9 protein-coding genes are annotated in these 14,213 nt (G+C 44.8%); 5 read left to right on the top strand and 4 right to left on the bottom strand.

Annotated elements, in window-relative coordinates; all coding sequences use genetic code 11:
• Positions 1-211 precede the first annotated feature (211 nt).
• The 5 genes from ftsH2 to QUB51_RS17670 all read left to right on the top strand — a co-directional run bounded on the left by ftsH2 (position 212) and on the right by QUB51_RS17670 (position 8,451).
• Positions 212-2,098, top strand: a complete 1,887-nt coding sequence (gene ftsH2, locus QUB51_RS17690; protein ID WP_333056949.1) for an ATP-dependent zinc metalloprotease FtsH2 — start codon at positions 212-214, stop codon at positions 2,096-2,098.
• Between the two features lie 133 nt (positions 2,099-2,231).
• On the top strand, positions 2,232-2,627 hold the full coding sequence (locus tag QUB51_RS17685; RefSeq protein ID WP_333211531.1) for a hypothetical protein: 396 nt from the start codon (positions 2,232-2,234) through the stop codon (positions 2,625-2,627).
• A gap of 117 nt (positions 2,628-2,744) precedes the next feature.
• Positions 2,745-4,034 carry an aminopeptidase P N-terminal domain-containing protein gene (locus QUB51_RS17680; protein WP_333211529.1) on the top strand — a complete coding sequence of 430 codons (1,290 nt, stop codon included), beginning with the start codon at positions 2,745-2,747 and terminating at the stop codon, positions 4,032-4,034.
• Between the two features lie 259 nt (positions 4,035-4,293).
• Entirely contained in the window at positions 4,294-7,221 is a 2,928-nt protein-coding gene (locus tag QUB51_RS17675; protein ID WP_333211527.1) for a PAS domain S-box protein, read from the top strand.
• 6 nt (positions 7,222-7,227) lie between these two features.
• Positions 7,228-8,451 (top strand): ATP-binding protein, encoded by a 1,224-nt coding sequence (locus QUB51_RS17670; RefSeq protein WP_333056942.1) that lies wholly within the window; start codon positions 7,228-7,230, stop codon positions 8,449-8,451.
• Between the two features lie 15 nt (positions 8,452-8,466).
• Here QUB51_RS17670 and QUB51_RS17665 read toward each other — a convergent pair whose 3' ends face one another.
• From QUB51_RS17665 to QUB51_RS17650, 4 genes are all read right to left on the bottom strand, one after another.
• Positions 8,467-9,048, bottom strand: coding sequence for an HAD family hydrolase (locus tag QUB51_RS17665; RefSeq protein WP_333056940.1), 582 nt, complete (start codon positions 9,046-9,048; stop codon positions 8,467-8,469).
• A gap of 270 nt (positions 9,049-9,318) precedes the next feature.
• Positions 9,319-10,443, bottom strand: coding sequence for an ATP-binding protein (locus tag QUB51_RS17660; RefSeq protein WP_333233400.1), 1,125 nt, complete (start codon positions 10,441-10,443; stop codon positions 9,319-9,321).
• Positions 10,440-12,704 (bottom strand): WD40 repeat domain-containing protein, encoded by a 2,265-nt coding sequence (locus QUB51_RS17655; RefSeq protein ID WP_333262536.1) that lies wholly within the window; start codon positions 12,702-12,704, stop codon positions 10,440-10,442. Before QUB51_RS17655 ends, QUB51_RS17660 begins: the two co-directional genes overlap by 4 nt.
• Position 12,705: 1 nt before the next feature.
• Positions 12,706-14,085: an AAA family ATPase gene (locus QUB51_RS17650; RefSeq protein ID WP_333262538.1), complete on the bottom strand. Its 1,380-nt coding sequence runs from the start codon at positions 14,083-14,085 to the stop codon at positions 12,706-12,708.
• Positions 14,086-14,213: the final 128 nt, after the last annotated feature.

The raw sequence follows: 14,213 nt of genomic DNA, 5'->3' as shown, positions 1-14,213 counted from the left end.
AGAGGCGACAACAGGGGCCGCGGTCCGGGGGCTTGTACCCTGGATGGTTTCGGTCGAGGAGTATTCTCGATCGATCGCGGCAATACGGCCTGTTGCCTGAGAGTGCATTGTTAAGTTAAATTTAGTTAAGATTCTGAGTGTAAACTTTTGTCGCACTTCTCCCACACCGCGATCTTACCCGATCTGTCCCCAATTCAAGGCATCCGCGTTTATGAAAATTTCTTGGCGAACTATACTACTTTGGACTTTACCCGCCTTAGTCATCGGCTTTTTCTTGTGGCAGGGGGCCTTTGCGCCATCCCCGGCAGAAATGAGCAAGAACACCGCCAGCACCCGCCTGAGCTACGGTCGATTCTTAGATTACTTAAACGCCGGTCGAGTGACCAGCGTTGACCTTTACGACGGAGGTCGGACGGCTATTGTCCTAGCAGTCGATCCCGAACTGGACAATCACGAGCAGCGGTGGCGGGTAGACTTGCCATCAAATGCCCCGGAACTGGTTTCTAGGCTCAGAGACTCCAAAATCAGCTTCGACACTCACCCACTACGCAACGACGGCGCTGTCTGGGGACTTTTAGGCAATCTAGTATTTCCCCTCTTGTTAGTAGGAGGGCTGTTTTTCCTCTTCCGCCGCGGTGGCAACGTGCCAGGGGGCCCTGGCCAAGCCATGAACTTTGGCAAGTCCAAAGCTCGCTTTCAAATGGAAGCTAAAACAGGCGTACTGTTCGACGACGTAGCAGGCGTTGAGGAAGCCAAAGAAGAACTACAAGAAGTAGTGACATTCCTCAAAAAACCCGAACGCTTCACCGCAGTCGGGGCGAAGATTCCCAAAGGCGTGCTGCTAGTGGGCCCTCCCGGAACCGGTAAAACCCTCTTGGCAAAAGCGATCGCAGGCGAAGCCGGCGTGCCTTTCTTCAGCATCTCCGGTTCAGAATTTGTCGAAATGTTCGTCGGTGTCGGCGCTTCCCGCGTTCGGGACTTGTTCAAGAAAGCTAAAGAAAATGCTCCTTGCATCATATTTATCGATGAAATCGATGCAGTCGGCCGCCAGCGCGGCGCCGGTATCGGTGGCGGTAACGACGAACGGGAACAAACCCTGAACCAGTTGCTGACCGAAATGGACGGTTTTGAGGGCAATACTGGCATTATCATCATTGCTGCTACGAACCGCCCCGACGTGCTCGACTCAGCGCTGCTGCGTCCGGGACGTTTTGACCGCCAAGTTACCGTAGATACGCCGGATATCAAAGGCCGCTTGGAAATTTTGGAAGTTCACGCGCGCAACAAGAAGCTGTCTCCAGAGATTTCTCTGGACGCCATCGCCCGCCGCACTCCGGGTTTTACCGGCGCTGATTTGGCTAACTTGCTCAACGAAGCTGCGATTTTAACCGCACGCCGCCGCAAAGAAGCGATTACGATGCTCGAAATTGACGATGCAGTCGATCGCGTGGTAGCAGGTATGGAAGGCACTCCTTTGGTGGACAGCAAGAGCAAGCGCTTGATTGCATACCACGAAATCGGCCACGCGATCGTCGGTACAATCATTCAAGCCCACGATCCCGTTCAAAAAGTTACCTTAGTTCCTCGCGGACAGGCCCGGGGCTTGACTTGGTTCATGCCCAGCGAAGACCAAGGTTTGATTTCAAGATCGCAAATTTTAGCCCGGATTAGCGGTGCTTTAGGTGGCCGCGCAGCCGAAGAAGTAGTTTTCGGCGATGCCGAAGTAACCACCGGTGCCGGCAACGACTTGCAGCAAGTCAGCGGTATGGCGCGCCAAATGGTAACTCGCTACGGGATGTCTACCTTGGGCCCGATCGCCCTGGAAGCCCAGCAAAGCGAAATTTTCCTCGGCCGCGACTACACAGCGCGATCGGAATATTCCGAAGAAATAGCCTCTCGGATTGACGGACAAGTTCGAGCAATTGTCGATCACTGCTACGACGACGCCCGCCGAATTATTCGCGAAAATCGCACCGTGATCGATCGCTTAGTCGATTTGTTGATCGAAAAAGAAACCATCGACGGCGAAGAGTTGCGCCTAATCGTCTCTGAATACACTTTTGTTCCTGAAAAAGAACAATACGTTCCTCAGCTTTAATACTTGTTTGAACATTAGGGACACGGCATTGCCGTGTCTTTAAAAAGTAGGGACGCAAGACTATTGCCACGTCCCTACTTTTTTATTAAACTGTCAATAATATTAAACCGCCCCTAAACGCCAATTAACGCAGATGAATACTACATTGGCCCTACATACTAAGAATTTGTCATTTTTTTTTATAGCAGCTTTTATTTGTGTTGGTGTCAATACTTTGAGCGTCCGCGCCGAAAAATCAAGATGTTTTGTAGATATTTGCATCGACTCCAGCAGCGTTGAATTAAGCAAATCCGATATTCCCGGTGCTCCCTCTTATCCAGTCAGAACTATTTTAGTAACTCAAGAGTTTAGTAACGATAAATTGTTGGCGCAAATGGAAGTTGACTGCCAGCAACGACAGTTGAGAACTGTCAGAGTTAGCCAAGATGGCGAAAATTGGTCGAATTTCTCTCCGAAATGGACTTTAGTCGATGGCCACTCATCTTTGTCTCGGCTGGTTGACTATACTTGTAAATTGGCGATCGAATAAGCATAAAATGCCGATCGAGACTTAGGCTGCAATCCAAAATCCCCAATCGAATAACTTAAAATGTCGATCGCGACTTAGGCTAAAATCTAAAATCTAAAATCTAAAATCTAAAATCGGATGACAAACCCCACCGAATATCGGCAAAGACGCGAACAATTAATGGCCAAAATTGGCAGCGGGACGGCGATATTTCGCAGCGCCCCCGCTGCCGTCATGCACAACGATGTAGAATATGCCTACCGACAAGATAGCGATTTTTTCTATTTAACCGGTTTCAACGAAGCTGCGGCGGTAGCGGTGCTCGCGCCGCACCACGAAGAACACAAATTTGTCTTGTTTGTGCAGCCAAAAGACTTGGAAAAAGAAACTTGGCACGGTTATCGCGCCGGAGTAGAAGGCGCTAAGGAATTGTACGGCGCGGATGAAGCTTTCCCCATCGCCGAACTTGCGGAAAAATTGCCGAAATATTTAGAAAAAGCCGATCGCATATATTATCACTTCGGGCGCGATCGTAGTTTCGACCAAACAGTCCTCAATCACTGGCAGCGCTTGATGGCAACCTATCCCAAACGTGGCACAGGCCCGACAGCAATCGAAGATTCCAACATCATTTTACACCCAATGCGGCTGGTGAAAAGCGAAACTGAATTAGCATTAATGCGAAAAGCCGCTAATATCTCAGTTGCAGCGCACAACCGCGCCCAAGAATTCGCTAAACCGGGCAGATACGAATATGAAATTCAAGCTGAAATAGAACATACTTTCGGCTTAAATGGCTGCACTCCCGCTTACCCTTCAATTGTTGCATCCGGCTACAATTCCTGCGTCCTCCACTACATCGAAAACAACCGCCAAATGCAGGAAAACGATTTGTTGCTAATAGATGCCGGTTGTGCTTGCGACTACTACAACGCTGATATTACTCGTACCTTTCCTGTTAGTGGCAAATTTACAACTGAACAACAGATAATTTATGACTTAGTTTTGCAATCACAATTGCAGGCAATTAGTCAAGTATATCCCGGAAATCCTTACAGCAAAATTCATGAAACAGCGGTGCGCGTTTTGGTGGAAGGTTTAATGGATTTAAAACTTTTGGTGGGGGACATTGAAGAGATAATTAAAGAAGAGAAATACAAGCCATTTTATATGCACCGCACTGGTCATTGGCTGGGATTGGATGTACATGATGTCGGCGTTTATCAGTACGGCGAAAATCCGCAAGTTTTGCAGGCAGGACAAGTGCTGACGGTGGAACCGGGGATTTATATTTCTCCTTATATTAAACCGGTTGAAGGACAGCCGGAGGTTCCTGAAAAATGGCGCGGTATTGGCGTGAGAATTGAAGATGATGTTTTGGTGACATTGGAAAGTCATGAAGTCTTGACGGCGGGAGTTCCTAAATAAAGGAAAAGTAGAAGGCTTTGGGGATAAGTCAAGAAAGATTGATTAATTAAGTTGGCAGTAAAGGCTTGAGCTTTGTTAGTATTGAGATATTGCACCCTTCTCAATTAGCCTTTTATGAACAGGCTTTCCGGCCTGTTCCACAAAAGATAAATTTTCTTGTGAAACAGGCCGGAAAGCCTGTTGCTGACAATGGTGCAAAATGTGAGTTAGTATTAACTTGAAAAAGCTCAAGTCCGCAACTGCTAAACCTAGAGCAATTATGTGTATTGATCCTACCAAGATCGATCGACCTCTGGAAACCTGCGAAGCATTAGTAGCAGAGCAAAAAGCAAAAATTCTACAACTAGAAGAGGATTTGCAGCAGCAGAGAGAATTGTGCCAGAAATTAGAAGCACAACTCAAAGCAGTCGAGAATGCTGGCTTTTCGGGTTCGGCAACAGAATTTGATATCATCGAGGACGATCGCATTGGGTTAATCACATCTCTGGAAAAAAGCCAGGAAATGTACCGAACTCTCATCAAACATTATCCCAATGGGTCGGTGTTTTTGTTCGATCGCGATTTGCGCTATACTCTGGTTGACGGCCAAGGTTTGGCAGTAGTTGGTTTGTCCAAAGAACTGTTGGAAGGCAAAACATTGTGGGAAGCATCGCCACCTGAAGATTGGCAACTTTTTGAGACTACATATCGCGCTGCTTTGGCAGGAAAAGAGAATACTTTTGAATATAAATACGGCGATCGCGTTTATTTAACAACAACTGTTCCCGTCAAAAACGACCGAGAAGAAATTTTTGCCGGCATGGTAGTTACTCATGATATCACCGAAAAAAAACAGGCAGAAATAGCGCTGCAAGAAATCAAAAATCAGCTAAAAATTAAATATCAAAAGCGCACAGAAGACTTAAAAACAGCTAACACTCAATTGCGGGAAGAAATTATCTATCGCTGGCAGGCAGAAGAAGCTTTGCGAGAAAGCCAGGAACAGCTAGAATTGTTTTTCTCTCAATCTTTAGATGGTTTTTTATTTATGATGCTGGACGAACCAGTGCACTGGGACGATACAGTTGACAAAGAAAAAGTTTTGGATTATGTATTTACTAACGGGCGGGTAACGAAGGCAAATGATGCTTTGATAGCTCAATACGGGGGTACTAGGGAAGAGTTTATTGGTCGCACGCTTTACTCTTTGTTATCGCACAACTTGACTGGTGGCAGAGAGATAATCAGGGAATTTTTTGATGCGGGCAGAATCCACATCGAAAATGACAATCGCAAGTTTGACGGGGCTCTAATTTGGGTGGAAGGCGACTATATTTGCATTTACGATTCCCACGGCAGAATCGTGGGCTATTTTGGCGTGCAGCGCGATATTAGCGATCGCAAAAAAGCAGAAGCAACCCTCAGAGATAGCGAAGAACGCTTTCGGGCCACCGTCGAACAAGCGGCAGTCGGTATTACGCACCCTGACGCAACAGGCCGCTATTTGCGAGTCAATCAAAAATTCTGCGAGATAGTGGGATATAGTGCGAGCGAACTGCTGTCGCGAACTTGGATGGACGTTACTTACCCAGAAGATATAGATGCAGATTTAGAACAAAACAAGAAATTATTTGCCGGAAAAATTGACAGTTTTAAAATGGAAAAACGCTTGCTGCACAAAGACGGCACTGTAGTTTGGGTAAATATTACAGTATCGCTAATCAAAGAACCGCTGAGTGGGGCAATTTACAATGTAGTAGTGACAGAAGATATTAGCGATCGCAAAAAAACCGAAGCAGCACTGAAAGAGAGCGAAGAAAGGTTCCGACAGCTAGCAGAAAACATTGAAAGCGTGTTTTGGATGGTAAACGTTCAACCCCAGGAAATTATTTATATTAGTCCGGCTTATGCAAAAATATGGGGCAGAAGCTGTGCTGATTTGTATGCTTACGGGCGCTTTTTTACAGAGTCTTTCCATCCAGAAGATCGCGACCGCGTTATTGCTACCTTCACGAAACAAATGGAGTCTGAAAAGGATATCGAATATCGAATTTTCAGACCTGACGGCCAAATTCGCTGGATTCGCGCTCGGGCTTTTCCGATTAGAAATCAAGCTGGTCAAGTTTACCGCATCGTTGGCATTGCAGAAGATATAAGTGAAAGCAAACAGGCAGAAAAAACCATTCGTGAAAGTGAAGAACGCTTCCGCCAGCTAGCAGAAAATATCCAAGATTCCGTCTGGCTAATGTCTGCAGAATTCACCGATTTATTGTATCTGAGTCCAGCTTACGAACAAATCTGGGGGCGCAGTCGCGAAGAATTGTATGCTGATCCATTAAAAATGATGGAGTGGGTGCATCCAGAAGATAAAATCCTGTTGGAAGAGGCAATGGGGCGAGTGTTGCAGGGCGAGTCCACCAATACCGAATATCGGATTTTTTTGCCAGAGGGCACAATTCGCTGGGTGTGCGATCGAGCTTTTCCCATTTACGACGAATCGGGTAAAATTTACCGCATCGCCGGTATTTGCGAAGATATCAGCGATCGCAAATTGACCGATGCCCGCATCCAAGCAGCACTCCGCGAAAAAGAAGTATTGCTCAAAGAAATTCACCACCGAGTCAAAAATAATATGCAGGTAATTTCCAGCTTGCTGCAACTTCAAGCTCAATACATTGAAGACGAAGCGACGCTAACTTTATTTGAAGAAAGCCAGACCCGCATCCATTCAATGGCTCTGATTCACGAGCAACTTTATCAATCCGAACATCTCGATCGGATCGCCCTCTCCCCCTACGTCGAAAACTTGGTTGCTAATTTGTATCAATCTTTTGGTTGCGGCAACACTTCAATCAAATTTAATCTCAAAGTTGACCCCATTTATTTAAACATAGAAACAGCAATTCCGTGCGGTTTAATTATTAACGAACTGGTTTCTAACTCTTTAAAATATGCCTTTATCTCAAGTCTTGCTGGTGAAATATATATCAATTTTCATGAAATAAATAATTCCCAATTTCATTTAACTATTCAAGATAACGGTCGCGGATTTTCGGCGAATTTTGACTTGGAAAATACTGAAACATTAGGATTGCGATTAGTAAAAATGTTGGCTTACCAATTAGAGGCGAGTATTGCCATTGACAGTCAGCGTGGAACCTGCTACAGTCTGATTTTCCAAGAGTTAAATTATCGGCAGCGTATTTAACGAAAAATGAACCCTATACAAATTTTGGTTGTAGAAGACGAAGTTATTGTAGCCCAAGACATAGCAGGTCGATTAAAAAAACTGGGATATGTAGTAACAGCTACAGTTTCTTCAGGAGAAGAAGCAATTAAAAAAGCGATCGAAAACCCGCCCGACTTAGTGTTGATGGATATCGTGCTTAAAGGTGACATGGACGGGGTAACAGCAGCCGAGAAAATCCGAACTAATAGGAATGTGCCGACAATATTTTTAACAGCTTATGCCGACGATCAAACGCTGCAAAGAGCGAAACTTACAGATCCATTCGGTTATATTATCAAACCATTTCAACAAAATGATTTGCGGGTGGCGATCGAGATTGCCCTGCACAGACACGAAATCGAAACCAAGATGCGAGAATCTCTCAAAGCCGCGGAAGCAGTCAGAGAGTCGGTGGAAGAAAAATCGCACCGCCAAAACCAGTATATTTCAATGGCCGCTCACGAATTGCGGAATCCCCTCAACGCGATTTTAATCTCTGCGGAACTTCTCGATCGAACTCGCAGCAGTGACGAATCCCAAGTTAGAACCCTGCGGCTGGTGCACTCAGCTACCCAAAAGATGAACCAGCTAATCGATGATATGCTGTTTATGGGTCGAGCAGAAGCAGGCCAACTCAAATGCAATCCATTACCGATAAATTTAGTCGAATTTTGTCAAGACTTGCTCGCTCAATTGCAGTTAGGAAATGAAGCCAAGCACAAACTAACATTAATCCCGTCAGATGTTACCAGTGCAATATTAGATCAACAATTGCTGCACGGCATTATTTCTAACTTAATCGTCAATGCCATCAAATATTCTCCCAACGGCGGGCAAGTCACCTTGGAATTGGAATGCCGTCCAGCAAGCGAAGGAGACAAAGAAGCTATTTTCTGCTTGTCTCCTCAGTGTTTGTTTCCCAATTCCCAATTTACAAAAATTAACTCTCCCTCACTAATTATACGTATCCGAGACCAAGGTATCGGCATCCCAGAAACCGAAGTAGGGAAAATATTTGAAATGTTCTACCGCTGCAAGAATAGTGGGAAAATTAAAGGTAATGGTTTGGGATTAACAATTGTTAAAAAAGCTGTGGAATTGCAAGGAGGGGCGATCGCCTGCGAAAGCAAAATCGGCGTTGGTACAACCTTCACCGTCGCCCTTCCTTACGTAGCACTTTCCTGTTCGACTCAACGGCAAAAAACTTAAATGCCCCTACAAACACTAATCAAACTGTTGCAAAATCCACTCCACCGCCACCGCTAAATTTGCTGCAATAAAATCCGGTTTAGTATGGTGCTGATACTCCCCACTCAACACGCTTTCCCCGTAACCAGTCTGCACCAAAATACCAGTACAGCCGGCATTGTGAGCCATATCAACATCAGTCGCTTTATCCCCCACCATAAAACTATTTCGCAAATCTAAATCCTGTTCCCAAGCGGCCGCTACCAACATCCCCGTATTGGGTTTTCGCCAGGTTGTATAGCGCGTAAATTCTGGGTTGGTTCCGCCTTCTGCTGCGCTTAAATAAGGACAGTAATAAAGAGCATTTAACTTGGCTCCTGCTTCATTTTCTAATAGCTGACAAAGGCGTTTGTGCAAAGCTTCTACGTGGCTAACCGGATAATAATTCCTCGCTGGGCCGGATTGATTGGAAACCAGACAGCAAAATATTTGTTGGTCATTTAAACGGCGTACAGCTTGGGCGACTCCGGGGATTAAATGCAAATCTTCTACTTTGTGAATGTAACCAGCTTCGATATTGAGGACGCCATCTCTGTCAAGAAATACTGCTCGTTTCATTGTTGTATTGTTTTTGATATAATATAAAACTCGGTGGCATCGGAATTGATATTACTTAAGCTTTTCGTCGGCTAGTCCTCCCGCCTACCCGCCAGTCCGCCAGGGAATGAATTCCCTGTCTAATAGCGAAAGTCCTCTAAAAGAGGACTGACTCATTCATTAGTCCTCTTTTAGAGGAGTTCAGCTTTGAGGCAGGGGTTTCAACCCCTGTCGGACTATCGGTTTAACGTGTTTGTTGACTCCAATGGACACGGCGCCGTGTCCTCATCATCATTCTAAAATAGATTGTTTGCCTAGCCATTCGCGGAAACTATTATGATACAAACTATAGCAAATTTCTCCTCCAATTTCTTGTTTATTTAAGAACTCGATCCAATTGTCTAACACTTTTTCAACATCGTATTCATCCCGATCAATTATATTGGCGATCGCACTTACAGACAAACCTGTTGGGGATTTTACCAAAACATTGATCGCAGACAAGTCGATCGCCGATAAGCCATCACCTGTCATCCGCAGCCAGTGGTTTTGATAATACGCTGCTAAACCGGGAGGAAGTTCAGAGAGAAGTGAGGACTCTCCCAGATTAGCATCGGGGCGTGAATTCTCGGCGATCGCCCTTAACATCTGACTCAGATACATGAAATTGTTTTCGCTGACAGTGGCGAGTTGTTGGCAGAATTCGGGTTGAGTTAAATCCGGTGCGGTTGATAGGTATTGCTGAATGTAGTTCAGGGCATCTTCGCGATTTTGGGCGGGATAATCTCTTAAATCGAGAGTTTGGGAGGGAGTTTCAATTAACAAACCGGATTTCTCTCTCAAAAACGGGCGGCGGGCGAGGATAAAATAAGTACGATCGCCCAAATATCTCGGCAGATAAAACAGATTTGTGCTGGGAGGCTGACTGGTGCGGGCGATCGCGTCTACGGAATCAATGACTATTATCAACTTTTGTCGATCGTTTAATTTATCGCTAATTTGCTGAAGCAACAAAGACAGAAACCAACTCCCATCATGGGATTCGAGATTTTGAAGTTGAGATTTGAGCTTGAGAATTTCCGATGTTTCCCCATTGGCGGCAAGGTATTTGTCAATCAGTTGAGTGCAGACAGAAGCGAGAAAATCTTCAGCTCGATTTTTGCCTTCAACTGCAGCGTTGTAATAGATACTGCGAGGATGGGCCCTGACATATTGGGCGAGGATGGAACTTTTGCCGCAGCCGGGAGTGCCGACAATTGTGAAATAACCGCGGCTGTGGGAGTTCAGAAAGTCGGATATCGCAGAAAAAACAAACTTGCGGCCTGCAAAATTCTCAGTTTTTTCTCGCAGGAGTTGCTGAAATTCTTTTGGGTAAGCAGCGGTATAGATGGGAGTTGACAGAGGTGAGGAATTCATGTTAGTTCCTCCATCCCTTCTAGGCGCAGGAAATATACGCGGCCGGATTCGTCGCCTGCGACAATTGTGACTCCATCGGGGGCGATCGCGCAAGAGGCGATCGGATTTTCAAGGGTGAAACTAGCAATGAGATTTCCAGTCGATAAATCCCATAGTTTGATGGTGTTGTCATCTGAACCAGAAATCGCTCGCTTGCCATCAGTAGTGACGGCTACTACATTTACCGATTTGCTGTGTTCGGTAAGAGTAAACAGTTCCTTTCGAGTCGTTAAATCCCAGATTTTAAGGGTGTTGTCTCTCGAAGCAGAAATTGCGTGCTTGCCATCAGCAGTGACAGCGACTGCGTTTACACAGTCGCTGTGACCAGCAAGAATAAACAGTTTCTCTCCAGTTTTTAAATCCCAGACTGTGATGTAGTTCCACGAACCAGAAATCGCCCACTTTCCATCAGCAGTGACAGCTACTGGTGTTACCAAGGAACTCTCATTAGCAAGAATCAACAGGTTCTCTCCAGTTGTTAAATCCCAGACTCTGATGCTTTTGAAATAACGAGAAAGCACCCGCTTGCCATCAGCAGTAAATGCTAGTGCATTTTCCAAGAATCGGCTATCTTCGCGAGTAAACATTTCCTTTTTAGTTGTTAAATCCCATACTTTAATGGTGCTGTTTATATCAGAAAGATTCAGCTTTTCACCAACACAGGGGTTGCGCGACGAATCAGAAATCGCCCGCTTGCCATCAGCAGTGACGGCTACTGCTGTTACCGGGTATCTGTGACCCGTAAGAGTAAACTGTTCCTTTCCAGTGGTTATATCCCAGACTTTGAGGGTTTTGTCTCTCGAACCAGAAACCGCCCGCTTGCCATCAGCAGTAACGGCTACTGCTGTTACCGAGTAGCTGTGATCCGTAAGAGTAAACTGTTCCTCTCCTGTTGTTAAATCCCATACCTTGAGGGTTTTGTCATCTGAACCAGAAATCGCCCGCTTGCCATCAGTAGTGACGGCTATTGATTTTACCGATTGCCTGTGACCAGTAAGAGTAAACAGTTCCTTTCGAGTTGTTAAATCCCAGACTTTGAGGGTGTTGTCTCTCGAACCAGAAATCGCCCACTTGCCATCAGCAGTAACGGCTACTGCTGTTACCGATTTGCTGTGACCAGTAAGAGTAAACAGTTCCTTTCGAGTTGTTAAATCCCAGACTTTGAGGGTTTTGTCTCTCGAACCAGAAATCGCCCACTTACCATCAGCAGTGACTGCTACTGCATTTATCCAGTCACTGTGACCAGTAAGAGTAAGCAGTTCCTCTCCAGTTGTTAAATCCCAAACTTTGAGGGTTTTGTCTCTCGAACCAGAAACCACCTGCTTACCATCCGCAGTAACGGCTATTGCATTTATCAATTTGCTGTGACCAGTAAGAGTAAAAAATCCTTCTCCTGTTTGTAAATCCCAGACTTTGAGAGTTTTATCATCGGAACCAGAAATCGCTCGCTTGCCATCAGCGGTGACGGCTACTGCATTTACCGATTTGCTGTGACCAGTAAGAGTAAACTGTTCCTTTCCAGTTGTTAAATCCCAGACTTTAATAGTGTTGTCTCTTGAACCAGAAATCGCCCGCTTAGCATCAGTAATGACGGCTACTGCATTTACCACTTTTCTGTGACCAGTAAGAGTAAGCAGTTCCTCTCCAGTTGTTAAATCCCAGATTTTAATGGTGTTGTCTCTGGAACCAGAAATCGCCTGCTTGCCATCACCAGTGACGGCTACTGCATTTACCCAGTGTCTGTGACCTTTGAGGGTACGGATTACTTCCCTGCTAGGGGGAGTTAAACAAGGTGTCAAAGGACGCAACCAAAATCCTATTTTCTGTTGCTTTACTTTCTCCAGTATTGTATAAATTTGTGGTTTTTTAAAGTGTACCAATCGCCCCCACAATTGCTCTGCTAGTTGCGTTTTGTCTCGCTCTAAAATATCCGATGATCTCCACAATACCGATCGAATCAAGTTCAGAGCTTTTGCTTTTTCTGGGTTGTACTCTGGGTTACTTAATGCTTCTGAATCGTCAACTAAATGGAAATCATCAATCAGTGCCTGCACTCCAAACTCAGGATGCTGAATTTTTGCCATCAGGAAGTTAAAATCTGTCAGCTTTTCATAATATTTTCCTAATTTTCCAGACTTGATATAATTTGGCAGTAAGCTGCCCAGATAAGCACGTTGAAAGAAAAGTGGTTTGGCCTCTAACTTCTCAGCAAATTCTCCCATCTCACGCCATCCCTTTTTCTAAATTCTCAGCAATCCGTTGATATACTTCCTGAAAAATTTTACGCTTTGAATCCATCTCTCGTTGGGCTTTCAGAAAGTCAAGGAAACTCGCATGATAGATGCTGTAGCAGATTTTTCCGTCTACATTCTGCTTTTTCAAATACTCAACCCACTCATCTTCTAAAAATTTTTTCAGCTCGCATTCATCTTCGACCTTGATAATTTCAGTAATTATATAGAAGGGAATCGGTATGCCAATCTCTAACAAAATATACAAGACAATCTCCATCAATTGCCCGGGATTAGCTTCCAGCCCCATCCGCACCCAGTGGTTTTGATAATACTCTTGCAGCCCGTCTGGCAATTGCTTTAAACTTAAGTCATTGTAATCGCCCTTAACAATTGCTGGCAAAACATAGCGCAAATACATAAAATTGTTTTCGCTCTTGTCTGCCAATTGTTCGACAAAAGCTGTATCGGCAATGCTGCGACTTTGAATCCAGTTCCTCAGCCCATTATTATACTCAGAATCGGTATTTATAACAAATCTAATATATTCTTTGATATCATCTTGATTATAATTAGCATACTTTTCATCTCTTAAATCTAACTCGGTTACCAAAACTCCAGGAGATACGGAAAGCCGCTTTTTTCCGAGGTTATAGGGTCGCCTCGTCAGCAAGAAATAAACCCGATCTGGCAGAGTAGTCGGTAAATGTAAAAGATTTTCTCCCGCTTCTTGTTCGACTTCATCCAGTGCATCTATCGCAATTACCAAACGTTCGCCCAAAGTGAGTTTTCCCGCCACCTTTGCCAGTAAAGTTGGTAAATCGGCATTTTCTGAATTTGGCAATTGATAGCGGTCAATTAATTGCTGGCGAATGCTCTTCAAAAACAATTCTGGTCTGTTGCGGCGTTCGACGAGAATATTGAAATAGCAGGGAGATTTATGTTCGGAGACGTATTTGGCAACGATCGAACTTTTGCCCATTCCCGCATCCCCGATGATTGTAAAATAACCGTGAGGATTTTCGCTGACAAATTGCTGAAAATTATCAAAAACAAATCGGCGGCCGCAAAAGGTTTTAATTTTTTCTGCTATAAGTGATTGAAACTCTGGTGGCAGCGAATTGTCGGCATTCCAATCTTTTGGGTCAACAATATCTGTGGGTTCTATTCCTAATGCTTTAGCGATGTTGGTAACTGACCATCTTTCTACGCCATTGGGGCAGTCTTTTGTACCGAGTAAGCGCTTAATCGTGTCGGTGGAAACTTTGGCGAGTTGGGCAAATTTTTCTTGAGTAAAATCTTTTTCTTTAATTTGTTCTCGGAGATACTCTTTTCCCTTTGCACTCGATTGAACTTTATCGGAGTCGCGCATAGTAATTTGTTAGCTATTGTTATTGGTTTTTCAGTTAATTCCATCATCCGACAGTCCGACAGGGAATGAATTCCCTGTCTCATAGCGAAAGTCCTCTTAAGAGGACTGAAAATTAGTATTTTAGTCGG

Origin of the sequence: Microcoleus sp. AT8-A3 (assembly GCF_036705675.1) — a bacterium.
Lineage (GTDB): Bacteria > Cyanobacteriota > Cyanobacteriia > Cyanobacteriales > Microcoleaceae > Microcoleus.
The sequence above is the reverse complement of the archived record's forward strand: the minus strand, read 5'-3'. Positions and strand labels throughout refer to the sequence as shown.

Bases quoted from the DNA above. Each gene is read 5' to 3' on its own strand.
- QUB51_RS17660 (WP_333233400.1), bottom strand. From the start codon at position 10,443: ATGAATTCCTCACCTCTGTCAACTCCCATCTATACCGCTGCTTACCCA.
- ftsH2 (WP_333056949.1), top strand. From the start codon at position 212: ATGAAAATTTCTTGGCGAACTATACTACTTTGGACTTTACCCGCCTTA.
- QUB51_RS17665 (WP_333056940.1), bottom strand. From the start codon at position 9,048: ATGAAACGAGCAGTATTTCTTGACAGAGATGGCGTCCTCAATATCGAA.
- QUB51_RS17670 (WP_333056942.1), top strand. From the start codon at position 7,228: ATGAACCCTATACAAATTTTGGTTGTAGAAGACGAAGTTATTGTAGCC.
- QUB51_RS17685 (WP_333211531.1), top strand. From the start codon at position 2,232: ATGAATACTACATTGGCCCTACATACTAAGAATTTGTCATTTTTTTTT.
- QUB51_RS17655 (WP_333262536.1), bottom strand. From the start codon at position 12,704: ATGGGAGAATTTGCTGAGAAGTTAGAGGCCAAACCACTTTTCTTTCAA.
- QUB51_RS17650 (WP_333262538.1), bottom strand. From the start codon at position 14,085: ATGCGCGACTCCGATAAAGTTCAATCGAGTGCAAAGGGAAAAGAGTAT.
- QUB51_RS17675 (WP_333211527.1), top strand. From the start codon at position 4,294: ATGTGTATTGATCCTACCAAGATCGATCGACCTCTGGAAACCTGCGAA.
- QUB51_RS17680 (WP_333211529.1), top strand. From the start codon at position 2,745: ATGACAAACCCCACCGAATATCGGCAAAGACGCGAACAATTAATGGCC.